The sequence below is a fragment of the Myroides sp. N17-2 genome, assembly GCF_002286775.1.
Taxonomy (GTDB): Bacteria; Bacteroidota; Bacteroidia; order Flavobacteriales; family Flavobacteriaceae; genus Flavobacterium.
In genome coordinates this window covers 1-25,025 of record NZ_NSGJ01000059.1, presented here as the reverse complement: position 1 = coordinate 25,025, position 25,025 = coordinate 1, and the positions used below count along the sequence as shown (strand labels likewise).

The window sequence follows — 25,025 nt, the reverse complement described above, 5'->3', positions numbered from 1 at the left end:
GCACTATGCAATCACTCGCATAGCACGTATCCGTAGGCTACTATTGACGAAACAATAGGTCTAATCTAACGTTAGACAGCCACTTACACAACCTCGTGTCGCACGAACTTAAAATCATAAATATACATCGAGAATCCTTTCTCGATTTGCTGTTTGATAAAGTTATTCACCACAGCGTAGGATTTACCAGAACCAGGAGTACCAAGCACAATAGTTGCCCGAAATGGATTAACGATGTTTATCCAACCACTGTTCCATTTTCCTTTGTAATAGAATTTGGAAGGTAGGTTAACTGAGTACTCATTTTCGATTAAGCGGGTTTCTTGCATAAAACTCTCGTTTTCAAAATTAAATACGTCTTGCATTAGATTGTCATTGAGTAATCTACTTATCCAAGCACCTGAGACAAGAAGTAAGATGTAGCCTAAAAAGGTGCTTACTATGTAAAGTATAGCGCTCCAGAAATATCCAAACTCAAGTAAAAAGAAGTTGAAAAAGAACAGACTAAAACCAACTGTAAAAACAAGAGTGATTTTAGAGACTGTTATCTTTTCATGTTTTACGCCTTTGCCTCCCCACAGGCTTAAAGAAAGTAAAACCAAACAAAAGAGTTTCGTATAAATTAAATGTGAAAACAGTCCTGCTGTATCGTTGAAGTTCACAAGTATTCTATCTACAACTCTGTGTGTTATTCTAAGACTTAAAAAGAAAGAATAACAATACCAGTATAGGTGCATAAGCATAATAAGAATGCTCACTGCTCGCATAAATGCTAATATTTTAGCAAGCGCTTTTAAATCGTCTTCTGATTGCATAGTGTAATAATTTAAAGATTAACTATTAAAAATAGAAGACGATTGCAATGTCAAATGTTTATTGGAATGTAGAGGAACTGTTTTGCTTCGAAGAGCTAAATAGTAAACAATTAATCAGTTAAGGCAAAAGACTACCTAGTACTACCAAACTAAAAATGAATGGTGTTTTTGAGTCTTATTTTGACATCAACCAAAATAAGACACTATGCAAACCATAAGCAAAAACAAGGGCGGAAGAAAGCAAAAATCTAATCCTAAAAAATACAGACACGTTTTTAGACTCACTGAGTCTGAAAACCAGAGACTCCTTGCTTTGTTTGATTCCTCAGGGATGGCAAACAAAGCAAGCTTTCTTGTTTCTCTGCTTTTAGATAGAGAGATTAAAATGGTAAAAGTAGATGTAGGAGCTTTGCAGTACCACACGTTACTAACCAAGCTCTTTAATCAATTTAAAGCAGTAGGAGTAAACTACAATCAGATTGTAAAGCTATGTAACCAGTACTTCTCTCAAGATAGAGCGAAGCGTTCTATCTTGAGGCTTGAAGAATACACGAAGGATTTAACTAAGCTGTGTTACTATATCATCAAGCTAAGTAAAGAGTTTGAAGAAAAGCATCTTAATTCAAAAGATAAGTTATGATAGCAAAAATTGGAAAAGGAAGTAACCTAATAGGAGTACTGTCTTATAATCAGTTAAAGGTTGATAAAGGACAAGGAGCTGTAATAGATACAAATCATTTACCTGAACTAAATAACTCCTTAAACTACATTGATTCACTCTATAGACACTTTGAACCGTATCTAATTGTGAACAACAAGACAGAAAAGATTGTAAGACACATTTCTTTAAACCCTAACCCTAATGATAAACTAACAGACGATATGTTAAGTGAAATAGCTAAGCAGTATATGAAGCAGATGGGATATGAGAATCAACCCTATATTGCCTATAAGCATAATGATATAGAAAGAGAACACATCCATATTGTAACGGTTTGTACAAATCTTCAAGGAAAGAAAATTGATGATAAATACGATCATTTAAAATCAATGAGAGCTTGCCGTGAAATAGAAAAACAGTTTAATCTAACTTCATCAGTCAATCAGACAAACAATGAATTCAAACAAACTCTATTTACACCAGTTGATCACACCAAGCACAATCTAAAAACTCAAATAGCCTCTGTTATACGTTATCTACCAAAGTACTATAACTATGATAGCTTAACAAGTTACAATGTTTTATTATCTCTATTTAATATCAGAGCGGAAAAGGTAGAGGCTACTTACAACAGACAAGTAAAACAAGGCTTAGTTTATTTTGCTTTAAATGAAAAAGGGGAGAAGGCTAGTAATCCTTTTAAGGCTTCACTGTTTGGTAAAGAGGCTAGTTATCAAGAACTAGAAAAACATTTTAAAGCTTCAAAAGAAAGACTTAAAAACTCTCTAACTAAAGCTAATTTAAAACAAACCATTGAAGTAGCTCTAAACAGTACAAGTTCATTACAAGAGTTTAAAGAAGAACTTTTAAATCAAGGAGTAAACGTTGTTCTCTTTCAAAACAAAGACAATCGTATCTATGGTGTTACTTTTATAGACCACAACTCAAAAAGCGTTTATAAAGGATCTGATTTAGGTAAAAGCTTATCAGCAAATGTTTTTAATCAGAAATGGAGTAGTACAGAAGAGCAAACTAACTCTGATATAATAAAACAAAAGTATATAACCAGTACATCTCACATTGACATACGAGAAACCTCAGAATTACATCCAATGTTTGAGTATCTAAATTCTGATTCTAGGAGTTTAAGTAGTAATGAATTTGCTTCATTGTTTAACCTACTTTCTAACAGTAAGGAAATGGATTATGAAGAATTGAGTTTCGAGCAAAAGATCAAACGAAAAAAGAGAAGGTCTTTATAATACAGTCAATATTGTCTCGGGTTCTCTAAGTTAGATTGCTTGTAGCTTTTAATTTATCTCAAGTAGTTACTTGTTTGTGAAAATTAAAAAAACACATTCATTATTGCTAATGATGTGTTTCTAAATACTAATATTTACAAATTTAAAGCGAACTCTAAAAGTTATTTTTAAGCTACTCTTCTTACATTTGTAGCATTTAATCCTTTTTGTCCTTTTTCAACGTCATACGTTACGTTATCACCTTCTCTGATATCGTCCTCTAAACCGCTAGCGTGAACAAAAATATCTTCATTTCCATTTGTTATAAATCCGAATCCTTTTGTTTCATTGAAAAATTTTACTGTACCTTCTTGCATAATCTTAATTATTAATTTAATATTTTTAATTGTCCCTAAATTACTTATTTAGGGATTTTGTCTTACATAATTTATTTTGTAACCCTCTTAATCTATAGATTAGATGGTCTTTTTTTGAATATTTGAAGATATAGTTGTAATATCCATCCATTCATACTTTTTGATATAATCAATTCTTCTAAGGTAAGATCATTCTTATGATCCTGGTGTTGTATTTCTATTCTATTCATATATATTATTATTGGCTTAAATTCTCTCTAGAATTTAGAACCTCTATTTATTGTTTTGTTGTAAGATTTATCTAAAATCTTATGATTTCCTATTGTACTTTAAACACCTATAATGTAGGGGAGAAAAAAGTTAGGATTTTCTAGTAAATTACTGCTTTTTTATAGGTTTATCTTATTCTATCTCTTAGGCCAAATTGATTAACAGGACTTTTTTAATCATTAGATAGAACCTATTTCACATTATCAATTACTTTAGTCAAAAAGTATTTACTATTTAAAATCATATGGCACTTATTTTCTTTACATTTAGTTTAATACTCTAAATGTATTGTCGAAAAAATAACTATTTGTGAATAAATGATTTTTTAAAAAAAGGACTATTAAATAATAGAATTGATTTTGTACTGAAGATTTTGCAGAGTAATAAATTCTTAATATAGTGTAGAACTAGTAAAGTAAATAGTCAGTTATTTATGTAATAAATGATTTTTATTCTTATTTACATCTGCAAATGTATAGATTTTATTTGTATAAAAAAAATAAATTTCTTGTTAGTATATATTTATTTTGCATCTTGTTTAATGTCAGTGATTTAAATTTGTTTTTTCTGTATCAAAGAGATTTATAAATACCATTTTAATAAAAAATGCTATTGGCGAAAAGTTTTTAAGTGTTTTTGTTAAGCCAATAGTTTTCTAAAAGTGATTTAAGAGTAAAATAAAAGTGCTAAAAATTCATTAGTTTGTAGATATCTATTAATGAAGTTATCTTGACCTTTAGGGAATGGAGAAAGGGTGTATAAATTTCTGTAGCTAAACAGAGAGAGTATAGAACCCTGTGTACCAAATATTCCACAAAGATAGTATTCGCTATAGTACTCTATTTACTTATCTAAAACGAGGATAAAATCTCAAGTCTCATTTTTTGAGATAGTTAATGATATTCTAAATACATTAGTAGCAGGTATTCAAATGATATATTATAGAAAGAACTTATGTTTAGCTAGATGTTTTTTTGGGTCTGAATAAATTTAAAACATCAAAAAATTATCTAATGCTAATCCGTAAACCCCTAAATATTTTGAGTTAACACTCTATTTAATCAAAAAACTAACGACTTCGGAGTAGTTTTCCAGCCCTCTGCAAGAGCAAGTCGTTTTGATGGCACGAACGTAGTTTCGAGTGCCTCAAAACATAACTTGCTCTAATCTTTCGATTAGTAATTCCCCTTATTTTACAAAGTAAAATCTAAAGTGCTTTCATATTAAGAAATCATCTACTATTCTGCACTAAAGTGCCAAGTACTACCTTAAAATTCCATTTAAAGTTTTCAATCTGTACATAAGCTTTCTTTGCTGTAAGATAGTAAAGTAAGTTTTGCAATTGTCTTTTAAATAGCGCTTTAAAGCTGTTTTAAAATAGTTTTTTAGTAAAAACTTAAATATACAAGGCTTTAAAACGATAAAACAATTGTTACAGTTTATGTTCTTTTAAAGAACCAGCTTGTAAAGTTTCAAAGAAACTAAACAAGGCTAATTTAAAACAAGAAAGACTGTTTTACACAAGCTAAGTTTAAAGATAAACAATGCGCATTTAAAATAAAATACAATGTTTTAAAGCAGCTAAAGAGCAAAGTAAACATCGCTTATTTATAATAGGACGACTTGTTTTAAACAAACTAAAACTTACAACTATCCATAACGTAAAATGTAAACTTTTAAAAATGTACAATATGGAAACAGTAAAACAACCTTTGAAAATTAGTTTTTATACCCAAAAAGGAGGAGTGGGTAAATCAACTCTAACGATCCTCTTAGCAAGTATCTTACATTATAGATTAGGCTATAATGTTCTTGTAATGGATTGTGATTTTCCTCAGAACAGTTTAATTCATATGAGAGAGCGTGATAAGGATAGTATCATGCAAAATGAGTATTACAAACAAGCGGCTATTAAGCAGTTCCAAACACTCAAAAAGAAAGCATATTCAATTGTTAAGTGTAAGGCTGAAGATGCTTTAGAAATTGCAGATACTATGATGAAAGAATTGGATCAGACTTTTGATGTTGTGTTCTTTGATTTACCAGGAACGGCTAATACTAAAGGAGTATTATATACTTTAAACAGTATGAATTACATCTTTAGTCCAATTATCGCCGATAGACTGGTTGTGGAAAGTACTTTAGGTTTTACTAAAGCCTTTGCCAATTTACCTAAAAATACAGATAAGTCTTTCAAACAAGAGCTCTGGCTTTTTTGGAATCAGGTAGATGGTAGAGAGAAGACTGAGCTATATGATAGTTATCAGCGTGTTATTAGTCAGTTAGATATTCCTATTATGTCGGCTAGAATAAAAGACAGTAAACGCTTTAGAAAAGAAACAGAAGCTAAGGGTAGGTATGTGTTTCGATCAAGCTTGTTACCTGCCGATATCAATCTAATGAAACTTACCAATCTATCGGAGTTTGTAGACGAGTTCTTAACCATAACTAACCTTTAATACCTTACACAATGAAAGAACAAAACACTTCAAAACAAGAGCCTCAAAAAGCAATCGTTGACGAGGATTATTTAATGAATATTATGAGTGGAGATATAAAAGTCCAACCTACTACAGAAACTAAACAGACTACTGAAGCTGAACCTGTAAAACAACAACAACAACAACAACAACAACAACAACAACAACAACCTTCAGAGGTAAAAGACAAAAAGCCAAAGAAAGAGCCATCGATTACCAAATATCAAGAACTGTTTTTAATTAATGATTTTCCTTCAACAAGAGCAGGAAAGGTAGTTTATATAAGACCTGAGTATCACGAAGTACTACTTCGCATTACCCAACTGGCTAAAGAAGAGAAAACAACGCTTTACTCTTATTTAGACAATATTTTAAAACAGCATTTAAAAGAGTATAACCAAGAAATCACCCAATATTTTAATAATAAATTCAAACCAATTTTATCATGAGAAAATTTAAACACTTTAGAAAATCTACTCTAGTACAAGGTACAGAGAGTAAAGAGAATTACGTAGATACCTTTTTAAAAGAAACATCAACTAGGGCAAGAGACGGTAAAACGGTTTATATCCGACCAGAGTTTCATGAAAAGCTTACACGTATTATTCAGGTAATAGGCGAGGATAAGGTCTCAATTTATGCTTATTTAGACAATCTGTTAGCTAACCACTTTGATGAGTTTTTACAGACGATTGTAGAAGAGTTTAACCAGAAGTATAAACCTATCTTTTAACCTATGGAGATTGTAATAATAATCAGTCTCGTTATTGTTATCGCTTTGCTATTATTAGATAAAAAACCACCCTTAAAAAAAGAAAGCCAAGCAACAGCAGAAGAGCTACCCTTTAAACAAGACGTCCGTGTAAGTGTTATGGGAGAGAGTAAACCAGTTATCCTAAAACAATCTATACAAACCGAGCAAGAGATTAATATAGAAGAGGAAGAACAAGAGTTAGTTACTAACATAGAACCTTTGGACAGTGATTTTACCCAAAGAGTCAATCAAAAAGAACTTAGTAGATTTGTGAACTCTGTTAAGCAGGAGCTAATTGATGAAGCTACCATAGAGACAGCTAAAAAGCTTGATGGTTCAGCGCTTCTTGAATTACTCGAGCAGGCGATGCCCAATTCAGCCAAGTCAATAGCTAAGTTACTAGATCAATCTTTAAATGTAAAATCACCAAAAAAGCAAGACCAGGTAGATAGTCAGGATTTCAATATCAGTGATTTTGTATAGAACAAGACAGTGTTTAATTTTAAGTAATTAAACGCTGTCTTTGCTTTTATAACTTTTAGAAAATCTCCAAGCAGACAATATCACCCCTTAGCTTATTTTACCATTTCACACTATCATAATCAAAGTTGTCGTCATCTAGTTCAAGATCAGATGCAATAGTATTTAATTTCTTTGCCTCTTTTTTTAATTCTACTTTATAAGCTGAATATTCAACTGTTCCAAAACAAGCTTTCTTTAATAACTTAGGTAATTGTCTAAAAGCTTTTTTACCACCATTTAATAAGAAGTAATCAAGGTTGATTCTTCTCATATAAATATATAAACATTCATTAGAAGCATCGATACCACTTGTTATATAATGAGATAAGTTCACTGCCCCTACAGGATCATAGCTATACATCGCTTTTTCTAACCAAAATTCTAATTGCAATAGGTATGCTAATTGAAACTTATTGGTTTGAAAGTAGCGTGTGTTGTATCGAATAGCGTGTAGAAAGAATAAACCATCTACCCAAGATATTTGACAGCCAAAGTATGGAGTACTATTGAGATGAAAATGACTGCCTTCACGCTCTAATCTATTACCTTGAAAAGCTTTTCGTATTTCATATAGCATACTGCCTATTATAGAGTCACGCGATTTAAAATCAGGTTTATGCAAATACTCTTCATTATTCCATAATCCATCAAAAGAATCATATAGAGAAGATAAATCTTCATAAGACCCCCATAGTTCGAAACCAATACCATTTTTGGTTGATAATAGATAAAACATCTTGCTTAATTTTTAAAATAAATATTGAGTGATTCGATTGTTATTTAACTACATAGATTAAAACAAACTGCATTTTTCTAATACTCCATCTTTACAGTTAGTAACCACTAAACAAACCTACAAAAAAAGATTGACCTAGAATATAGTGGTATTAAAAGGTCTTCTTAATGCCAAGAACAACCCTAAACTTCCACAATCAATACCTCAAGCTGTTTTCAAAAGACATTTACCAAAGGTTAAAGGCAGAGCGCCTTTTACCATAATCTATAAATGTCATTCTTATGAAAACAAAAACAATCAAACAAAGGCTATTATTACTACTTGTTATACTAAGTAGTTTACCTCTTTTAGCCCAAGGCAATGGAGTAGCAGGTATCACTGAAGCTACTCAAATGGTTACTTCTTACTTTGACCCAGCTACCAAACTTATCTACGCTATTGGAGCGGTAGTTGGTCTTATTGGGGGAGTAAAGGTTTACAACAAATTCTCTAGCGGTGATCCCGATACAAGCAAGACAGCAGCAAGCTGGTTTGGAGCTTGTATTTTCTTAATTGTAGCAGCTACAATTCTTCGTTCATTTTTCCTTTAAAAGATGCAGTATGAAAAAATATAGCATCAATAAAGGAATCGGATCTACTGTTGAGTTTAAAGGACTCAAGGCACAGTACTTGTTTTATTTCGCAGGTGGACTCTTGGCAGATCTTATTGTTATAATGGTTATGTACATGGCAGGGGTAAACAATCTTATTTGTTTGAGCCTAGGTATTGGATTATCAGGCTATCTGATTTACAAAGTATTTTCAATGAACAAGAAATACGGTCAATATGGACTTATGAAATTTCAAGCCAGAAAGTACTTTCCCAAGTATATCATCTCAAGACAGGATATCAAGGGATATTACAATCATACTAACTTAAAACTTAGAAGCTATGAGAAATACAGCTAAAGCAAATACCCTTGAAAGGATGTTTCCCATTCTATCGGTGGAAAATAACTGTATTGTCTCAAAGCAAGGAGACATCACGGTTTGCTATAAAGTTATCTTACCTGAGATATTTACTATTTCAGATAAGGAGTATGAGATTATGCACTCGGTTTGGTTTAAGGCGGTAAAGACTTTGCCTGAGTTTACTGTGGTACATAAACAATATTGGTTTATAAAAGAAAATTATGAGGCTGATTTTACAGATGGGGAGCAAAGCTATTTAAGCAGAAGCTTTGAAAGACATTTTAACGAGCGACCTTTTTTAAACCACAGTTGTTATTTGTTTGTTACAAAGACCACTAAAGAGCGAATCAAAAGTCAAAGTAACTTTTCTTCACTTACAAGAGGTGAGCTTATCCCTAAACAAATTAGGGATAAGGACACTATTGCAAATTTTATAGAGGCAACAGCTCAAATGCAAAAGATTGTAAATGACAGTGGACTTATTGTTTTAAGTAAACTCTCAGAAGAAGAGATTATTGGAACAGAAGATAAAAGCGGACTATTAGAACAGTATCTAACCCTTAGTAAAAATACTAGAGGAAGCCTTCAGGATATCGCCATAAGCACTGATGCTGTAAGGGTAGGGGATAATAGACTATCTGTGCATACGCTTTCTGATGTGAATGATCTTCCTACGGAAGTTACACAGGCGAGTAAATACGATAAGCTATCAACGGATAAAAGCAGTTGTACCCTTTCTTTTGCAAGTCCACTTGGTCTTTTGTTAAACTGCAATCACATCTATAATCAGTATCTGTTTATAGAGGATAGCAATTACAATCTAAAGCAGTTTGAAAAATCAGCTAAAAATATGCACTCTCTAGCAAGATATAGCAGAGCTAATCAAATTAATAAGCAGTGGATAGAGGAGTATTTAAATATCGCACATAGTCAAGGGTTAACCTCGATAAGAGCCCACTTTAATGTAATGGCTTGGTCAGATAACGCTAGCGAACTTAAACAGCTTAAAAACGACTGTGGAAGCGCACTGGCTTCTATGGAATGTAAGCCAAGACACAATACAGTGGATGCTCCAACGCTTTATTGGGCAGGTATGCCAGGCAATAGCGGAGATTTTCCAAGTGAAGAGAGCTTTTATACCTTCATTGAACCTGCCCTTTGTTTTTTTTCGGGAGAGACCAACTATCAAGACTCACTATCGCTTTTTGGAATTAAAATGGCGGATCGATTAACAGGAAAGCCTATTCATTTGGACATTTCGGATCTACCAATGAAAAAAGGAATTATCACTAACCGCAACAAGTTTATCTTGGGACCATCGGGTAGTGGTAAGAGCTTTTTTACCAATCACATGGTAAGACAGTATTATGAACAAAATGCCCATGTGCTGCTTGTTGATACAGGAAACTCTTATCAAGGACTTTGTGAATTAATACACGCAAAGACAAAAGGAGAAGATGGAGTTTACTTTACGTATACTGAAGAAAATCCCATTGCGTTTAATCCTTTTTACACGGATGATGGTGTCTTTGACATTGAAAAAAGAGAGAGTATTAAGACGCTCATCTTGACTCTTTGGAAGCGTGATGACCAGCCGCCCTCTAGATCGGAAGAAGTTGCGCTTTCAAACGCCGTTAACGGATATATTATAAAGCTTCAAAAAAGCAGTGTAAAACCAAGTTTCAACAGTTTTTATGAATATATAAAAACAGATTATAAAAAGGAACTGATCAAAAAAGAGGTTAGAGAAAAGGACTTTGATCTGGCTAACTTTTTAAATGTGCTTGAACCGTATTATAAAGGAGGAGAATACGACTATCTATTAAACTCCGAAAGCGAGCTTGATTTGTTAAACAAACGCTTTATCGTCTTTGAAATTGATAGCATCAAGGATCACAAAATTTTGTTTCCAATAGTGACTATTATCATTATGGAAGTGTTTATAAATAAGATGAGACGCCTTAAAGGGCAGCGTAAACTAATCCTAATCGAAGAGGCTTGGAAGGCAATAGCGAAGGAGGGTATGGCGGATTATCTACGCTATCTTTTTAAGACCGTTAGAAAGTTTTTTGGAGAGGCAATCGTAGTTACGCAAGAAGTGGATGATATCATCCAATCTCCTATTGTTAAGGAGAGTATTATCAATAATTCAGACTGTAAGATCTTACTTGATCAGCGCAAGTATATGAACAAGTTTGATGATATACAGGCTATGCTTGGACTCACAGACAAGGAGAAAGCTCAGATACTGTCTATTAATCTTGACAACAATCCCAATCGCCTTTACAAAGAAGTATGGATTGGTCTTGGTGGGACACACTCAGGGGTGTATGCTACAGAGGTGAGCTACTCAGAGTATCTCGCTTATACCACAGAAGAAACAGAAAAGCTTCAAGTGATGAACTTGGCTAAAGAGCTTGATGGTAATGTAGAACTGGCTATAAAACGCCTTGTACAAGAAAAACAGGAGAGAGAAAATAAAGAACTCTAATCCATCAAATAATCAAATAATCCATCAAAATTTCACAATTATGAAAAAACTATTTCAGGTAATGATACTAGCATCGCTATGTGTTTTACCAATTAAGTCAAACGCTCAGTGGGTGGTTACTGATCCTGCGAATTTAGCTTCGGGTATTTTAAATAGTGCCAACGAGATTATACAAACTTCTTCCACAGTTAGCAACGTAGTAAAGAACTTTAAAGAAGTCGAAAAGGTCTATAAACAAGGCAAGGAGTATTACGATAAACTTCAAGCGGTCAACAACCTTGTGAAGGACGCTCGAAAGGTTCAACAGACTGTGCTTTTAGTTGGAGACGTCTCAGAGCTGTATGTCAAAAACTTTGGCAAGATGCTCAATGATCCTAACTTTTCCCCTCAAGAGTTAGTGGCTATTGCCAATGGTTACTCTGTTCTTTTAAACGAGAGTACAGCACTATTAAAAGAGCTTAAACAGATTGTGAGTTCCACTAGTCTTTCTTTAAATGACAAGGAGCGAATGGATATTATCGACAAGGTTTATAATCAGATTAAGGACTACCATAGCCTTGTTAGCTACTACACCAGAAAGAACATTTCAGTGAGCATTTTAAGGGCTAAGAAAAAGAACAATACCCAAAGGGTAATGGAATTGTATGGAAGCTCAAATCAAAAATACTGGTAGTTATGGACGATAGTAATTTACACGAGGTTCTACAGAATCTTTATTACGATATGCTACCTCTCTCTAGTGAAATGGCATCGATTGCCAAAGCGGTAGCAGGGCTTGGAGCACTGTTTTATATCGCCTTGCAAGTATGGCAAGCATTAGCCAGAGCAGAACCCATTGATGTATATCCGATGCTAAGACCGTTTGCTATAGGGCTTTGTATTATGTTTTTTCCAACTATTGTCCTTGGAACGATAAACACAGTGCTTAGTCCTGTGGTTAAAGGCACACATCAAATGTTAGAGCATCAGGTTGTTGATTTAAAAGGACTACAAGAAAAGAAAGACATCTTAGAGCGGGAAACTATGCTTCGCAATCCTGAGACAGCCCATTTAGTTTCTAATGAGGAGTTTGATAAGAAGCTTGATGAGCTTGGATGGTCACCCTCGGATCTAGCTGCTATGACAGGGATGTACTTAGAGAAATGGGAATATGATTTTCAAAAGAATCTAAGAGACGCCTTTAGAGAAATATTAGAAATGATCTTTCAAGCGGCAGCTCTTGTTATTGATACCATTCGGACATTCTTTTTAATTGTGCTTTCCATTTTGGGACCCATCGCTTTTGCAATATCTATTTGGAGTGGTTTTGAGTCCACGCTCTCCCAGTGGTTTACTCGGTATATCAGCGTTTACTTCTGGCTACCTGTAGCCGATTTGTTTAGCGCAATGCTTGCCAAGATCCAATCACTGATTATTGAAAGAGATATGCTATTGCTCAATGATCCAAATTTCATTCCAGATACTTCAAATACCGTTTACGTGATTTGTGCGCCCGTAAAGGTTATGTAATAAATATGTTTTTAGCAGGACATCAGGTTAGTATTCTAAACGCCTGTCATCATCCGACTTATTTGTAAGGGAAACCAAACAAGGAGTGTAGCATGTCGGAAAAGGCATAAGTCAGATAGTTATCATTCTGCGACTGAATGACAAGATGAAAAGATAGATATAAGGATAAAATCCGAATTGATTAAATGATAATCCAAGCGGTAGTTGTAGAGACTTTGACGTAAGATAACTATACTCGTCATATTATGATACTTCACTATTGAAGATTAGTAGATGAAGCAAGAATAAATCATAACGCAACCATAGTAAATGGTAAAGGGTGGAAGTCATATCCGAGAATCTATTAAGCTAAGTTATTACATAGCAAACGGGGATTACCTAAGTTGAAATGCCGAAAGGCTATGAGGTTTTAGTCTCTGAATATTCAATAAGGTAACGGAGCTTCCGTAGTAGTCTGAGCAAGGGAAAGCCTTGTACATGGCAAAGGGAAGCAGTTAAAGGTTTGATATAATTAATGAAAAATGTGAGAGACATTATGAGAAATTCAATAAAAATATTAAACGGTCTATCAAAGCATAGTCCACAAGTAAACTATAAATATGAAAGGCTCTATAGAATCTTGTTTAACCAAGAAATGTTTTTTAATGCCTATCAGCGAATCTACGCTAAACCGGGTAATATGACAGCAGGTTCTGATGGTAAGACAATCGATGGAATGAGTCTAGAACGTATCAATAAATTAATAGAAGTGTTACGTGACGAAACATATCAACCACAGCCAGTTAGACGTGTTTATATACCAAAGAAAAATGGAAAAATGCGTCCTCTAGGAATACCAACATTTGATGACAAATTAGTGCAGGAAGTAATACGTATGATTTTAGAAGCTATTTACGAAGGGCAATTTTTAGATTGTTCTCATGGTTTCAGACCAAAACGTAGTTGCCATACGGCATTAACAAAGATTCAGAAAACGTTTACTGGAGCAAAATGGTTCATTGAAGGAGACATAAAAGGTTTCTTTGATGGAATTAACCATGATATACTTATTAGTATTCTTCAAGAACGAATTTCAGATGAACGATTTATTAGATTAATCAGGAAATTCTTAAGAGCAGGCTATGTTGAAGAATGGACTTTTTACAAAACTTATAGTGGAACACCACAAGGAGGAATTGTAAGTCCTATTCTTGCCAATATTTACCTTGATAAATTAGATAGGTATGTAAAGGATTATATAAAATGTTTTGATAAGGGAATTAAGAAAAAGCCCAACGAAGCGCGATTGAAACTTGATACAAAGAAGAAAATGGCAATGCAAAAACTTAAAGTTGTTAAAAATGAAAATGAGCGCCTTTGTGTAGTAAAACAACTCAAAGCTATTGATAAAGAAAGGTTATCCATCACAAGTAATGATGAAATGGATGATAGCTTTAAAAGAATGAAATATGTAAGATATGCAGATGATTTTGTAATTGGTGTAATAGGTAGTAAAGAAGATAGTAAGAGGATTAAAGAAGATATTAAGAACTTTCTTGAGTCAAAATTAAAACTTGAACTGTCAGAAGAAAAAACTTTGATTACCCACACACAAAGAGCTGCAAAATTTCTTGGTTATGAAATTCTAGTGAATAAAAGTAATCTTGCTAAAAGAGACAAGATGGGAAGAATGATAAGATCTTTTAATAAAAAGGTATATCTGAAACTATCTATGGATACAATAAAAAAGAAACTACTTGACTTTGGAGTTCTAGAAATTAAAATGAACAAAGGGAAAGAGGTGTGGAAAGCAAGAGAACATCGTAAAAGTATCAATAATGATGATTTGGAAATTCTACAAAAGTTTAATTATACACTAAGAGGGTTTCACAATTACTATGCGATAGCCAATAATAGCTCTCTATTACATTCTTTTAAGTATATAATGCAATATAGTATGTACAGAACCTTCGCAGGAAAGTACAAAACATCTGTTGCAAAAATTGCTCAGAAGTACAAGATAAATGGAGAGTTTACCATTAGTTATCTCAATAAAAAATCAGAGGTTAAAACACAGATTTTTTACAACGAAAATTTTAAAAGAAGAAGACCTGTAGAGAATACACAGCTTGACATAAAATCTATAATTTATCATGCTAACAGAACGAGTCTAATTGATAGACTTAAAGCTGAAAAGTGTGAGATATGTGGAGAACAAGGAGCTCTAGATATGCATCATGTTAGAAAACTCAAAAACTTAGATGGTAAAGGATATGCCGATAAGTTGATGATTGCAAGACGCAGAAAAACTATTGCTCTTTGTAGAAGCTGTCATCAAAAAACTCATGCAGGTAAGATGGACTGACTCTTTAATGGAGAGCCGGATACGCGGAGACGTGTAAGTCCGGTTCGGGGGCGAGCATTTGAAAACCTACCATAGAAATATGAAAAGGCGTTGGATGCTTAGCCTACTTATGATCATAGGAATAGTAGGGTATTTCACGATTCCAACAGTTACAGGATGGATAATTCAAGCAGGAGGAGCAGGGAACTTTATGCGCAATATGAATCAGACTGCTATGAAAACAGGAAATATCGCTACGGCAGGGGCAGGAGCTGCAACAGGAAATATAGCTGGACAGCTTGTAAAAAAGTAAAGAGCTAGTAATCATTTAAAATAAAAACTAAACCATGGAATTTAAATCACTTCGAAATATAGAAAACAGCTTTAAGCAAATTAGGCTCTACGCTATTGTTTTTGCAAGCGTTTGCTTAGTTGTAGTAGGCTTCACAATCTACAAGAGTTATGATTTTGCAAAAGAACAACGAGAGAAAATCTATGTGCTTGACAAAGGCAAGTCTTTAATGCTTGCCCTGTCTCAAGACGCAAGTATTAATAGACCTGTTGAGGCAAAAGAACATATAAGACGTTTTCACGAGCTGTTCTTCACGCTCTCGCCTGATAAGGCGGCTATTGAGAGTAATATGCAAAGAGCGTTTAACCTCTCTGATAAAACAGCTTTTGATTATTATAAAGACTTACTTGAAAAAGGATATTACAGCCGTGTAATCTCAGGAAATATCCAGCAAAGGGTAGAGGTGGATAGCATCAAGATAGACTTTAACGCTTATCCTTATCAAGCTAAAACTTACACGACTCAGTACATCATACGAGCAAGTAATATCACTAAGCGAAGCCTAGTGACAAGCGCTCAACTTATCTCGGCAGTGCGGTCTGATAATAACCCACAAGGGTTTACTATTGAAAAGTTCACTGTTTTAGAAAACAAGGATATAGAAGTAATAAAGCGTTAAAAACACGTAAAATGAAAAGATTCAAACTTCTAAGAGACAGTTATTCCGGTAAGCTTCACGCTTACTGGAGTAATCTAACAGTAGCCAAACAACGAGTTTGGTTAATCGGAATCTTTACGCTCTATACTCTTATTTACCTATTTGTAGTAAAGGCAAGTTTAACCTCTAACCCTATAATTAAGGCAAAACAAAAACAGAGTAATATAAGAGCAGTGAACTATTTGCTTGAGAAACAAAAGGATAAAAAAACTTATAACCATTTAAATCAACAGTTATGAATACTACCCAAACAGATAAAAAACAGGAGATAGAAAAAGTACCTAAGACAGCTACATTACTAAACACTACAATTGCCAAATACAAAAAGCATCTTGTCTTTGGGTTAATGGGAATAGTGTTTATAGGGGTAATGTACCTTCTTTTTAAACCAGAGGATTCAGCCCTGATTATTCAAAATGACTCGGTTCCAGAAGCCACAACAAGTGCTATGCCAACAGATAAGGTAAAGGCGTATGAAAAAGAGCTTTGGGAACAGAAAAAACAAGAAAATGAAAATGAGGTTCACTCTTTAGCAGATTATTGGAATAGTGAAACAGAGCCCAATAACAATCCTACTTATTATAACGATAGTCAAGAATCGGTATCCACACCTTATCAAAGGTCTTTTGAGAACTACAAACAAAGTCAAGATGTGCTAAGTAGTTTTTATGATAACTCTGATAATAAGGAAACAGATAAGCTGAAAAAACAAATAGAAGAGTTAGAGCAAAGATTAGAAGCTAAAGATGCTCCAATGCCTATTACAATGGATAATCAATTAGAACTGATGGAAAAGTCTTTTCAGATGGCTGCGAAGTACTTACCAAGCAGTCAAACTCCAAATGAAGTAACTCTACCTAATAAAACAGAAATAGCCAAAGTCATCTCAACTAGAAAACAGGCTATTGCAGTGGTTCAAAGCAATGATAAGAACATTGTTTCATCCCTTGTAAAACCAATGAGCCTTCAGGATTTACTATCAAATAACCTTCAAGATGATCAAACCTTTCATACTGCTGAAGGAGAGTATACTGCTCAAGTTCACAAAAACAGCATAAGGGTGAGCATCAAAGAAGATCAAGTTATTATAAACGAAGGTTATATCAAACTTAGACTCTTAGAAAGCATTACAATAAGTGGAGCGCTTTTACCTAAAGAAAGCACCCTGATTGCCAAAATAAAAGTAAATAGCGGACGATTAGAGCTGATTGTAAACTCTATTAAGATAGAAGAGAGTATTATACCAATAGAGCTAATAGGCTATGATAATTACGGACAAAAGGGATTAGAGGTATTAGACCTTCAAGAGATAAGCGCCTCTAAAGAAATCATCGCCAATATGGGACAGACAGCAGGCACGAGCATCTCGATGACAAAGTCTGCAACTGATCAAATAACAGGGGATTTAACTAAAGGTCTTATTCAAGGAGTGTCAGGATATTTCTCTAAGAAAGTAAAAGCTCAGAGAGTAACGCTAAAACAAGGACAAGAACTGTTTCTTGTACCTAAAGAATAACAATCAATAACCAAGTAAAACAATTCATTATGAAAACAATCATTAAATATTTGCTACTGTGTCTAATAACAGTAAACACAGTAACAGCTCAAAACAGCAACCAATCTATTAACCTTTCAACTGCTGCGATACTGCCACACATAGTAGAGCTCACCCAAAACAAAACCACGCATATTATGTTTCCGAGTAGCATTGAATATGTGGATTTAGGAAGTAGTGAAATTATAGCCAATAAAGTGGAAACGACTTCAAACGTCCTTCGTTTAAAAACTACAAAGGATGATATCACTCCTACAAACTTTACAGTGATTACAAACGATGGCAAGTACTACAACTTCAATGCGAGTTACAAAGAAGAACCAGTGTCACTAAACTATGATTTAACCAAGTTTGAGAATCAGAACAGTAAACAACAAAGCGAAGTATTATTTAAAGACTTAGGTAAGACAGCTCCGAGTTTAGCAGATCTATTTATGAAAGCAATCATCAAGAAGAACAAGAAAGAGCTAAACATTAAAAGCAAAAGCTATGGAGTAGAAGCAAGGTTAAAAAGTATCTATACTCAGGATGGCAAACTATATTTTCATTTGTCTATCAATAACAAGAGCAATCTTCCTTATACTATTGACTACGTTAGCTTTAAAATCAAAGATAGAAGAACTGCAAAACGTACAACGATACAAGAAGTAAGTTTAAAACCGATTAGGAATTATACTGATTCTCAAATCATCAATAGTCAAAGTAAACAAGACAATGTCTTTATGTTAGATCAGTTTACCTTGTCTGATAAACAAATACTACTAATTGAAATCAATGAAAAGAATGGAGTGAGGAATCAAGTACTAAAGATTAGAAATTCTGGCGTTTTGAAAATAATACTAATAAGTCAGTTATCAATTTAAATAAAATAATTAATGAGGGCTCCATCATCTAGTTTGGAGCCTTTCTTAGATTAAGAAAGATTGGTAGTCTCTGTACAAAAGCGATTAAATATTTCATTAACAAATGACGATATTATATTAGGTTACTGTAATCGTTTAGTAATAGAAATCAAGTAAAAAACTTTACAAAAGTCTCGTTTTGTACAATAAATAAATTCGTTAGTTTTATAAATTGAGACTTTTACGGATTTCCGTATTAGTTTAAAGAAATAGTTTTATATGTTTGTTATAATTTATTAAATAAAATAATTAGCCATTGTAACAAATAATAAAAAAGTATGGAATTAAGTAAAATTATTATTCATGAATTAATAAAAGAGAGTGAAAGCAATGTAGTAAATTTGATTCTTTCCGATGAGCTAATACCAAATAATTTAGAGTCTAAGACATTAATAACATCCTTGTCTGAGAGTTATAAAAGTGATAAGATATTGTATGCTGTTTTTGATGAATCAGAAGGGAAATATTTTCCTGAGAAATATGTAGAATATAGAGAATCAGAAAGAGATAATGAGAATTTCATTAGTTTTACTAGGGCTGTTATAGGCAATTTAGTTAACTTAATTAAACCTATAACATTTGCTACAGGGGGGTATTTCGTCTTTTCAGAGTATCAGGATAATGGTTATCAATATATCACTGTTTTTCTAATCCGTGATGTAGAGGGTAAAGTTATAAAGAAAACAAGTAACTCATATTCAATACAGACGATTGAATACGTTGATACAAAGAATTTAGCAATGGCTTGTCGTATAAATGAGAATAGAATAGAAGAAGATGATGTGAATTACCTTTCTTTTATACAACTTCGACAAAAGGAAGTATCAGAATACTTTAAAAATTGGATATCTATTGAGCAATTAGAATCAAGTAGTGATTATACCAAATCATTGTATAGTATTATAACACAAATAGAAACTCCCTTAAACCCTGAAACAAATATTAGATACGATATTGATGAGTTTAGGAACCTAGTGTATAATTATGCATCGAGTAGTCCTACTAAAACAATAGATATAAAAGAATTAAGTCTTCATTTTTATCAAGATAGAGATAAAATTACAGACTATGCAGAAGGTAATAATATATCTATTGATGCAGAATTTAGATATAATGAAAGACAGTTGAAGAAATTTATAAAGTTAGAAGTTAATAGAGATGGTATAAATTTAAAGTTCTCTAGAGGTGCCTTGAATGAAAAGGTTAGATTATCTTCAGATAATCCGAATCTTGTAATAATTGAATCACAGAATTTTGCTAATGCTTTGAGAAGAGAAATAGAGAATAATTAATGTTAGAGATTCATAAAAACGTATTTAGTATATTCAATCATTCTAGTTATGAAATAAAGAGTGATAAAATAGTCTTCACATACTCAAGAAGTATTGAAAGTAAGTTTGATGATTTAGGTATCAAATATGAAAAAATAAGAAATGAAACGTTAAGTGTTGAAAAAAAGTCACTCCCAATGAGTGTGTATTCTGATTTTAAATCTTATTTAAAAATATCGGAAATAAATGTCAGTAAAAGTGTGTTAATTTTAAATATTAATTCTTTACCTTATTCATTAATCGAAGATAAAACGTATATTAATTTCGAACAAGAAGATGAAAATTATTTTTTTAAAAATGCTATATCTTTTAATGATTTTATAGAATATCTAAAAACACATGCTCCTGATACTGATGAAACATTTATTTTTATTGATTATTTAAATGATATCTCAAGAAAAATTGTATTGACAAGCTTAGCAGATAAAGGAAGATTAATTATCAAGTATCATAATCATGTGCAAAACTTTAATGAAAACATAGATTTAAGTATTTCATTAGTAGATTTTAAAAAGTGTTTTGATGAGCAGAATTATCATTTACCTAAATTTTTAAAAAGTTCCATTATAGAGTATGCTAGTAGATTTGACGCTGATACCAGGATATTTAAAATATATGAGACTTTAGGTGAGATTGTAGATAAAGCTAAAATTAATTTTGAAGTTTATTTGAATAATTTATCAATAGATAAAATAAGAAAAGAATATGATGATTATAAATCTAAATATTTCAAAGATGTTTCAGAAATATTAAATAATTTAACTCATAAAATTATTGGACTTCCTATTTTCATTTCGACTATTCTATTTGCAGTAGAAAAGAGTAAAGATAGTGTGTTATTTCTTGTGTTTTTAATTCTAATTATATTAATTACGAATCTTTACGTTGTTCTTTTATTGAAAATTAATGTTGATGATCTAACTTATATAAAAAAAATTGTAAATCAAGATTTTGATGCTCTTAAGGAGAACAATTTCTTTACAAAATATCCCAAAGAACTAGTCTTTTTTACTAAAATAAAATCACATATACTTAAACGAGTTGATTATTTAAGGGTAATATGTGAATCTTATTTTTGGGTTTTAGGATTGGCAAATATTTCAATTATTGCATTGATTTTGAGGTATATTGAATGTGATTCTGTGCAAATTATTTTAATTTCATTAGCATTGATTTATATATTATATATTTCAAGAAAGATATTAATGAAGAATAGAATAGAGCAAACAGAAAACAATTGAGAATTGGATTGTACTAGTGATTTAACTTTAATTATAACTAATAGTGTTTGGTATGCTAGAAAAGAATATAAAAGAGGATTTTTTAGATTTATTTTATCATGATTTACGTGATGAAAAATTAGAAAATGATAATTGTTTAAATTTATTTACTTTAAAAGTTAGAAATAACGCATTTTCTTATGATGAGTTAGTAAGCGAATTAGGAAATAAGCTCTATTATTTTGCATTATCAAGAAAGCAAATAGATATATTAAAGAAAGAGGATAAGCTTAATGATTTAATAAAAAAGTCAAAAGCTAAGCTGAAAGATCACTCAACTAATGATGGAGAGTTAGGGGAGATACTTCTATATTGTTTACTTGAATCTCACCTAAATGCACCTAAAATTTTAACTAAACTAGAGTTAAAAACTAATGCCGAAGATTATGTGAAGGGAGCAGATGGAGTTCACCTTTTAAAGTTAAATGATACTGATTATCAATTGATTTTAGGTGAATCTAAATTAAATTCTGATTTATCATCTGGTATTTACGAAGCATTTGCATCGATTAATAAATTTTTGAAATCAGATTCTAAACTTGAATTTGAGTTTGATTTAATAAATAGTGAACTTGTAAAAGAGGCTTATGAAGAAGATAGTTATCATGTATTAAAAAAAATAATTCTTCCAAGTGCTAAAGCAGATGAAACTTATTTAGACTATTCTTTTGGAATTTTCTTAGGATTTGATATTGAGGTTACTAAAGAGGAACTAAAACTAACTAACAATGAATTTAGAACAAGTATAAGAGAAAAAATAAAAAATGAAATACTTAGTGTTAAGGAAAAATTTAATTACCAACTTAAAAAAGAAGGTTATAGAGGCTATCAATTTTATATTTATGTAGTTCCTTTTTCTGATTTAAAAACTATACGTAAAGAAATAATCAAACAGATTTCAGAATAATGAAACTTATCGAAAAATTAGTAGAGGATATATTTAATGATGAATATTTTAAGTCTCTATTTAACAAGTGTATTTTAATAACAGCTAATAATATCTTTAAAAGCAGAATAAAACTTGAACTTAGTACTAAGGAACTTAAGGATTTGCTTAGGTTTGCAGATATTCTTTCGACTTCATCTGACTCTATTGCTCGAAATAAAGCTTATCAAATTATTTCTGCATTAAATCATAATTATAGTGATAATAAGGTTTACAGGACTATTTCGAAAGCGGTCTTTAGTAAATTGGGAAATTTTCCAGCTATTAATTATTTAGAAAATAAGAATGCTAATTATGCTAATTTACCTTTAACAAGGGAAATAGAGGCACAATCTAAAAAACTTGTTCAAGAAGCACCAGATAGTAATGGTATGATTTTTACGGATACACAATTTGAACTTTATAGTAAATTGTCAAATAGTCTGGAATTTAGTTTTTCAGGACCAACTTCTATGGGGAAATCATTTATTATTAAATCATTTATAAGAAAAGTAATAAGAAATACTCCTCCAGAAAATATTGTTATTATTGTTCCCACTAGAGCTTTAATAAACCAGTTTTTTTCTGAATTAAAGACTGATTTAGAAAAGCAACTTAACTTATTTAAATATAAGGTATTTATTAATTCGAATATTTCAGATATTGTAACAGAAGAAAAATTTAATTATATTTTTATTTTAACCCCTGAGAGACTTTTAAGCTATTTATCACAGGAAGATAATCCACCAATTGGTTTTTTATTTGTAGATGAAGCTCATAAATTGGCAAGTGAAAAAGATACTCGAAGTATTACTACATATTCTGCAATAGAAAAGGCACAGAAAAGATATGGAAATATTAAACTATATTTTTCATCTCCTAATGTTTCAAATCCAGAAGTATTCCTATCATTATTTAATAGGAATATTACAAACTCTTTTAAAACTATAGAATCTCCTGTTTCCCAGAATATCTATTTTGTAGATTTAGAAATGAAAGAGGCTGAAGTATATTCAGATAATAGGGCATTGAATCTTGAGAATATAATAGGTAATAAAGAATATTCTGTTAGTGAATTTATTAAGGCTATTGGAGAGCAAAAAAATAATCTTGTTTATTGTAATAGTAAGAGAAATACTATAGATAGGTCGAGAGAATTTGCTGCTAAAATTGAAAGTGGTATTCAAGATAAAGAAATTCAGGATGCTATAGATAGTGTAAAAGATTATATACATCCAGAATATTATTTAGTTGATTTTTTAAAAAAAGGAATAGCTTTTCATTATGGAAGGCTACCACAATTAGTAAGAAATTTAGTAGAAGATCTTTATAAAAAGGAAAAAATAAGATATGTTTTTTGCACATCAACTCTTTTAGAAGGTGTTAATATGCCAACACAAAATATTTTTATACTTGATAATAAAAATGGTGGAAGAAATACTCTTTCGCAAATTGATTTTTGGAATTTATCAGGAAGGGCAGGTCGATTAAGTAGAGAATTAGAAGGAAATATATTTTGTATCCAAACTAAAGAAATAAAATGGGAAAGTAAAGAATTATTAATAAAAAAAGAAATAACACTAAAACCTACTATATTGACGAAAGTTGATAAAAATCTACAAAAAATAACAAAACTACTTGAAGACAAAGATGTATCAGGAACTGAGACTGAAAAAGAGATTTTAAAATATATTGCTAACATTATTAAGGTAGATACATTAGAAACTAATTCAAATTATAGTAGCCCTATTATAGACAGATTAATAGAGAAAAATAAGCAAAAAATAATTGACTTAGCTCAAAGTAAGATAGAAAATTATAAAATACCTTCTTTTATCTTGAATTTTAATCAAACTATTGACTTTAATGTCCAAGAAAGAGTTTATGAACATGTAAAAAAAGTTAAAAGAAGTATCTTACCTCGTGAGATTAAATATAATGAGTGTTTAAAGGTACTTGAAGATTTCCATAAATTATATTCTTGGGATATAAAAGAGAAAAAACTTTCAAATGTAAATAGTTTAAAATATTATGCGGTTTTGATGAATCAATGGATTAATGGATTATCTCTAAGCCAAATAATTAGTCAATCTATAGATTGGTATGATAGTAAAGGATATACTATTAAAATAAATTACATTGATTCTGAGGTGTTTAATAAACTAAATAAACAACATGTAAATATCTTGATTGAAAATATAATAGATGATTTAGAATATATATTAAGGTTTATTCTTGAGAAATATTTTAATCACTATCATCAGATAGTTGTTAATGTAATAGGTGAAGAAAAGGCAGGGAGTAATTGGGCTACTTTACTTGAATATGGCACTCAAAATCCATTAATCATAGCTTTACAGAATATTGGTTTTTCAAGAAATACAGCGTTGAAAATTTTTAAAAATCACAGGAATACTCTACAAATCACAGAGAATAAATTAATAGGTGTTAATAAAGAGCTACTTTTGAAATCATTAAAAATAGACTCACTAGAATATAATGAGATAAAAAAAGTTATATAATAGTTGTTTATAAATGTAAATTATCATTATTTTTACTATAATTAAACTACTTAAAAATCATTGATATAAAAGCTCGGCTATTTCATGGCACACAAAAAATTAAAAACCTGAAAGTCGCGATTTATAATACATACGGAGTAGGGTGTAAATCCCTCTTTCTCCGCTGAAAAGCCCGATAACACTAGTTATCGGGCTTTTTTTTGCTTAATGTGCACCTAATTTGCACCCAAAAACAATATAAACTCGTCTAATTAGGGATCAATCTCAAAAGTTGTGTTTATGCATAAAGTTTAGTCAATCTGTATAAGAAGAAGTCAATATCTCTTACTCCTCTAAATTGAGCCCTGAATGCTTTAATTTTGGCATTAAA

22 protein-coding genes and 4 pseudogenes are annotated in these 25,025 nt (G+C 31.6%); 21 read left to right on the top strand and 5 right to left on the bottom strand.

What is annotated here, in order from left to right; all coding sequences use genetic code 11:
- Positions 1-104 precede the first annotated feature (104 nt).
- Positions 105-815, bottom strand: a pseudogene (locus CF599_RS17625) (YWFCY domain-containing protein); the annotation flags it as partial.
- Between the two features lie 205 nt (positions 816-1,020).
- Here CF599_RS17625 and CF599_RS17620 point away from each other — a divergent pair.
- Together CF599_RS17620 and mobB are read left to right on the top strand one after the other, a co-directional pair.
- A complete protein-coding gene (locus tag CF599_RS17620) occupies positions 1,021-1,455 on the top strand; it encodes a hypothetical protein (RefSeq protein WP_121967268.1) in 435 nt (144 codons plus the stop codon).
- Entirely contained in the window at positions 1,452-2,738 is a 1,287-nt protein-coding gene (gene mobB, locus CF599_RS17615) for a conjugal transfer protein MobB (RefSeq protein WP_121967267.1), read from the top strand. The genes CF599_RS17620 and mobB overlap by 4 nt, the downstream gene beginning before the upstream one ends.
- 167 nt (positions 2,739-2,905) lie before the next feature.
- On the opposite strand, the gene CF599_RS17610 is transcribed toward mobB, so the two are convergent.
- Positions 2,906-3,094, bottom strand: coding sequence for a cold-shock protein (locus CF599_RS17610; RefSeq protein WP_121967266.1), 189 nt, complete (start codon positions 3,092-3,094; stop codon positions 2,906-2,908).
- Positions 3,095-3,186: 92 nt separating this feature from the next.
- Positions 3,187-3,324 carry a hypothetical protein gene (locus CF599_RS19690; RefSeq protein WP_173835573.1) on the bottom strand — a complete coding sequence of 46 codons (138 nt, stop codon included), beginning with the start codon at positions 3,322-3,324 and terminating at the stop codon, positions 3,187-3,189.
- Positions 3,325-5,055: 1,731 nt separating this feature from the next.
- Between CF599_RS19690 and CF599_RS17605 the strand changes: the two genes are divergently transcribed.
- The 4 genes from CF599_RS17605 to CF599_RS17590 are packed head-to-tail and all read left to right on the top strand — an operon-like array spanning position 5,056 to position 7,081.
- Entirely contained in the window at positions 5,056-5,823 is a 768-nt protein-coding gene (locus CF599_RS17605) for a ParA family protein (protein WP_121967265.1), read from the top strand.
- Positions 5,824-5,834: 11 nt separating this feature from the next.
- On the top strand, positions 5,835-6,293 hold the full coding sequence (locus CF599_RS17600) for a DUF3408 domain-containing protein (protein ID WP_121967264.1): 459 nt from the start codon (positions 5,835-5,837) through the stop codon (positions 6,291-6,293).
- Positions 6,290-6,577 carry a DUF3408 domain-containing protein gene (locus CF599_RS17595; RefSeq protein ID WP_121967263.1) on the top strand — a complete coding sequence of 96 codons (288 nt, stop codon included), beginning with the start codon at positions 6,290-6,292 and terminating at the stop codon, positions 6,575-6,577. Before CF599_RS17600 ends, CF599_RS17595 begins: the two co-directional genes overlap by 4 nt.
- 3 nt (positions 6,578-6,580) lie before the next feature.
- On the top strand, positions 6,581-7,081 hold the full coding sequence (locus CF599_RS17590) for a hypothetical protein (protein WP_121967262.1): 501 nt from the start codon (positions 6,581-6,583) through the stop codon (positions 7,079-7,081).
- Positions 7,082-7,178: 97 nt separating this feature from the next.
- Here the strand turns inward: CF599_RS17590 and CF599_RS17585 are convergent, their stop codons facing one another.
- On the bottom strand, positions 7,179-7,856 hold the full coding sequence (locus tag CF599_RS17585; RefSeq protein ID WP_121967261.1) for a hypothetical protein: 678 nt from the start codon (positions 7,854-7,856) through the stop codon (positions 7,179-7,181).
- Between the two features lie 281 nt (positions 7,857-8,137).
- Here CF599_RS17585 and CF599_RS17580 point away from each other — a divergent pair, with 281 nt between their 5' ends.
- From CF599_RS17580 to CF599_RS17510, 15 genes and pseudogenes are all read left to right on the top strand, one after another.
- Positions 8,138-8,446 carry a DUF4134 domain-containing protein gene (locus CF599_RS17580; protein WP_121967260.1) on the top strand — a complete coding sequence of 103 codons (309 nt, stop codon included), beginning with the start codon at positions 8,138-8,140 and terminating at the stop codon, positions 8,444-8,446.
- A 10-nt stretch (positions 8,447-8,456) separates the two neighbouring features.
- On the top strand, positions 8,457-8,804 hold the full coding sequence (locus tag CF599_RS17575; protein WP_121967259.1) for a DUF4133 domain-containing protein: 348 nt from the start codon (positions 8,457-8,459) through the stop codon (positions 8,802-8,804).
- A complete protein-coding gene (locus CF599_RS17570) occupies positions 8,788-11,298 on the top strand; it encodes a TraG family conjugative transposon ATPase (RefSeq protein WP_121967258.1) in 2,511 nt (836 codons plus the stop codon). Before CF599_RS17575 ends, CF599_RS17570 begins: the two co-directional genes overlap by 17 nt.
- Positions 11,299-11,359: 61 nt before the next feature.
- A complete protein-coding gene (locus CF599_RS17565) occupies positions 11,360-11,971 on the top strand; it encodes a DUF4141 domain-containing protein (protein WP_254050357.1) in 612 nt (203 codons plus the stop codon).
- A 2-nt stretch (positions 11,972-11,973) separates the two neighbouring features.
- Positions 11,974-12,783: pseudogene (traJ, locus tag CF599_RS17560) on the top strand (conjugative transposon protein TraJ); the annotation flags it as partial.
- Between the two features lie 559 nt (positions 12,784-13,342).
- Positions 13,343-15,151, top strand: coding sequence for a group II intron reverse transcriptase/maturase (ltrA, locus tag CF599_RS17555; protein ID WP_121967269.1), 1,809 nt, complete (start codon positions 13,343-13,345; stop codon positions 15,149-15,151).
- 103 nt (positions 15,152-15,254) lie between these two features.
- Positions 15,255-15,443: pseudogene (locus CF599_RS17550) on the top strand (conjugative transposon protein TraJ); the annotation flags it as partial.
- Positions 15,444-15,477: 34 nt separating this feature from the next.
- On the top strand, positions 15,478-16,101 hold the full coding sequence (gene traK / locus CF599_RS17545) for a conjugative transposon protein TraK (protein ID WP_121967256.1): 624 nt from the start codon (positions 15,478-15,480) through the stop codon (positions 16,099-16,101).
- 11 nt (positions 16,102-16,112) lie between these two features.
- Positions 16,113-16,379: a hypothetical protein gene (locus CF599_RS17540; protein ID WP_121967255.1), complete on the top strand. Its 267-nt coding sequence runs from the start codon at positions 16,113-16,115 to the stop codon at positions 16,377-16,379.
- Positions 16,376-17,656, top strand: a complete 1,281-nt coding sequence (gene traM, locus CF599_RS17535) for a conjugative transposon protein TraM (RefSeq protein WP_121967254.1) — start codon at positions 16,376-16,378, stop codon at positions 17,654-17,656. Before CF599_RS17540 ends, traM begins: the two co-directional genes overlap by 4 nt.
- A gap of 29 nt (positions 17,657-17,685) precedes the next feature.
- Entirely contained in the window at positions 17,686-18,558 is an 873-nt protein-coding gene (gene traN, locus CF599_RS17530) for a conjugative transposon protein TraN (RefSeq protein WP_121967253.1), read from the top strand.
- A gap of 317 nt (positions 18,559-18,875) precedes the next feature.
- Positions 18,876-19,889: a nucleoid-associated protein gene (locus CF599_RS17525; protein ID WP_121967252.1), complete on the top strand. Its 1,014-nt coding sequence runs from the start codon at positions 18,876-18,878 to the stop codon at positions 19,887-19,889.
- Positions 19,889-21,169 (top strand): hypothetical protein, encoded by a 1,281-nt coding sequence (locus tag CF599_RS17520; protein WP_121967251.1) that lies wholly within the window; start codon positions 19,889-19,891, stop codon positions 21,167-21,169. The genes CF599_RS17525 and CF599_RS17520 overlap by 1 nt, the downstream gene beginning before the upstream one ends.
- Positions 21,170-21,221: 52 nt before the next feature.
- Positions 21,222-22,115 (top strand): DUF1837 domain-containing protein, encoded by an 894-nt coding sequence (locus CF599_RS17515; RefSeq protein WP_121967250.1) that lies wholly within the window; start codon positions 21,222-21,224, stop codon positions 22,113-22,115.
- Positions 22,115-24,655 (top strand): DEAD/DEAH box helicase, encoded by a 2,541-nt coding sequence (locus tag CF599_RS17510; RefSeq protein WP_121967249.1) that lies wholly within the window; start codon positions 22,115-22,117, stop codon positions 24,653-24,655. Before CF599_RS17515 ends, CF599_RS17510 begins: the two co-directional genes overlap by 1 nt.
- Positions 24,656-24,932: 277 nt before the next feature.
- Here the strand turns inward: CF599_RS17510 and CF599_RS19995 are convergent.
- Positions 24,933-25,025, bottom strand: a pseudogene (locus CF599_RS19995) (transposase); the annotation flags it as partial.

Bases quoted from the DNA above. Each gene is read 5' to 3' on its own strand.
- traK (WP_121967256.1), top strand. From the start codon at position 15,478: ATGGAATTTAAATCACTTCGAAATATAGAAAACAGCTTTAAGCAAATT.
- ltrA (WP_121967269.1), top strand. From the start codon at position 13,343: ATGAGAAATTCAATAAAAATATTAAACGGTCTATCAAAGCATAGTCCA.
- CF599_RS17585 (WP_121967261.1), bottom strand. From the start codon at position 7,856: ATGTTTTATCTATTATCAACCAAAAATGGTATTGGTTTCGAACTATGG.
- CF599_RS19690 (WP_173835573.1), bottom strand. From the start codon at position 3,324: ATGAATAGAATAGAAATACAACACCAGGATCATAAGAATGATCTTACC.
- CF599_RS17595 (WP_121967263.1), top strand. From the start codon at position 6,290: ATGAGAAAATTTAAACACTTTAGAAAATCTACTCTAGTACAAGGTACA.
- mobB (WP_121967267.1), top strand. From the start codon at position 1,452: ATGATAGCAAAAATTGGAAAAGGAAGTAACCTAATAGGAGTACTGTCT.
- CF599_RS17510 (WP_121967249.1), top strand. From the start codon at position 22,115: ATGAAACTTATCGAAAAATTAGTAGAGGATATATTTAATGATGAATAT.
- traN (WP_121967253.1), top strand. From the start codon at position 17,686: ATGAAAACAATCATTAAATATTTGCTACTGTGTCTAATAACAGTAAAC.
- CF599_RS17515 (WP_121967250.1), top strand. From the start codon at position 21,222: ATGCTAGAAAAGAATATAAAAGAGGATTTTTTAGATTTATTTTATCAT.
- traM (WP_121967254.1), top strand. From the start codon at position 16,376: ATGAATACTACCCAAACAGATAAAAAACAGGAGATAGAAAAAGTACCT.
- CF599_RS17570 (WP_121967258.1), top strand. From the start codon at position 8,788: ATGAGAAATACAGCTAAAGCAAATACCCTTGAAAGGATGTTTCCCATT.
- CF599_RS17620 (WP_121967268.1), top strand. From the start codon at position 1,021: ATGCAAACCATAAGCAAAAACAAGGGCGGAAGAAAGCAAAAATCTAAT.
- CF599_RS17525 (WP_121967252.1), top strand. From the start codon at position 18,876: ATGGAATTAAGTAAAATTATTATTCATGAATTAATAAAAGAGAGTGAA.
- CF599_RS17600 (WP_121967264.1), top strand. From the start codon at position 5,835: ATGAAAGAACAAAACACTTCAAAACAAGAGCCTCAAAAAGCAATCGTT.
- CF599_RS17520 (WP_121967251.1), top strand. From the start codon at position 19,889: ATGTTAGAGATTCATAAAAACGTATTTAGTATATTCAATCATTCTAGT.
- CF599_RS17540 (WP_121967255.1), top strand. From the start codon at position 16,113: ATGAAAAGATTCAAACTTCTAAGAGACAGTTATTCCGGTAAGCTTCAC.
- CF599_RS17610 (WP_121967266.1), bottom strand. From the start codon at position 3,094: ATGCAAGAAGGTACAGTAAAATTTTTCAATGAAACAAAAGGATTCGGA.
- CF599_RS17605 (WP_121967265.1), top strand. From the start codon at position 5,056: ATGGAAACAGTAAAACAACCTTTGAAAATTAGTTTTTATACCCAAAAA.
- CF599_RS17580 (WP_121967260.1), top strand. From the start codon at position 8,138: ATGAAAACAAAAACAATCAAACAAAGGCTATTATTACTACTTGTTATA.
- CF599_RS17590 (WP_121967262.1), top strand. From the start codon at position 6,581: ATGGAGATTGTAATAATAATCAGTCTCGTTATTGTTATCGCTTTGCTA.
- CF599_RS17575 (WP_121967259.1), top strand. From the start codon at position 8,457: ATGAAAAAATATAGCATCAATAAAGGAATCGGATCTACTGTTGAGTTT.
- CF599_RS17565 (WP_254050357.1), top strand. From the start codon at position 11,360: ATGATACTAGCATCGCTATGTGTTTTACCAATTAAGTCAAACGCTCAG.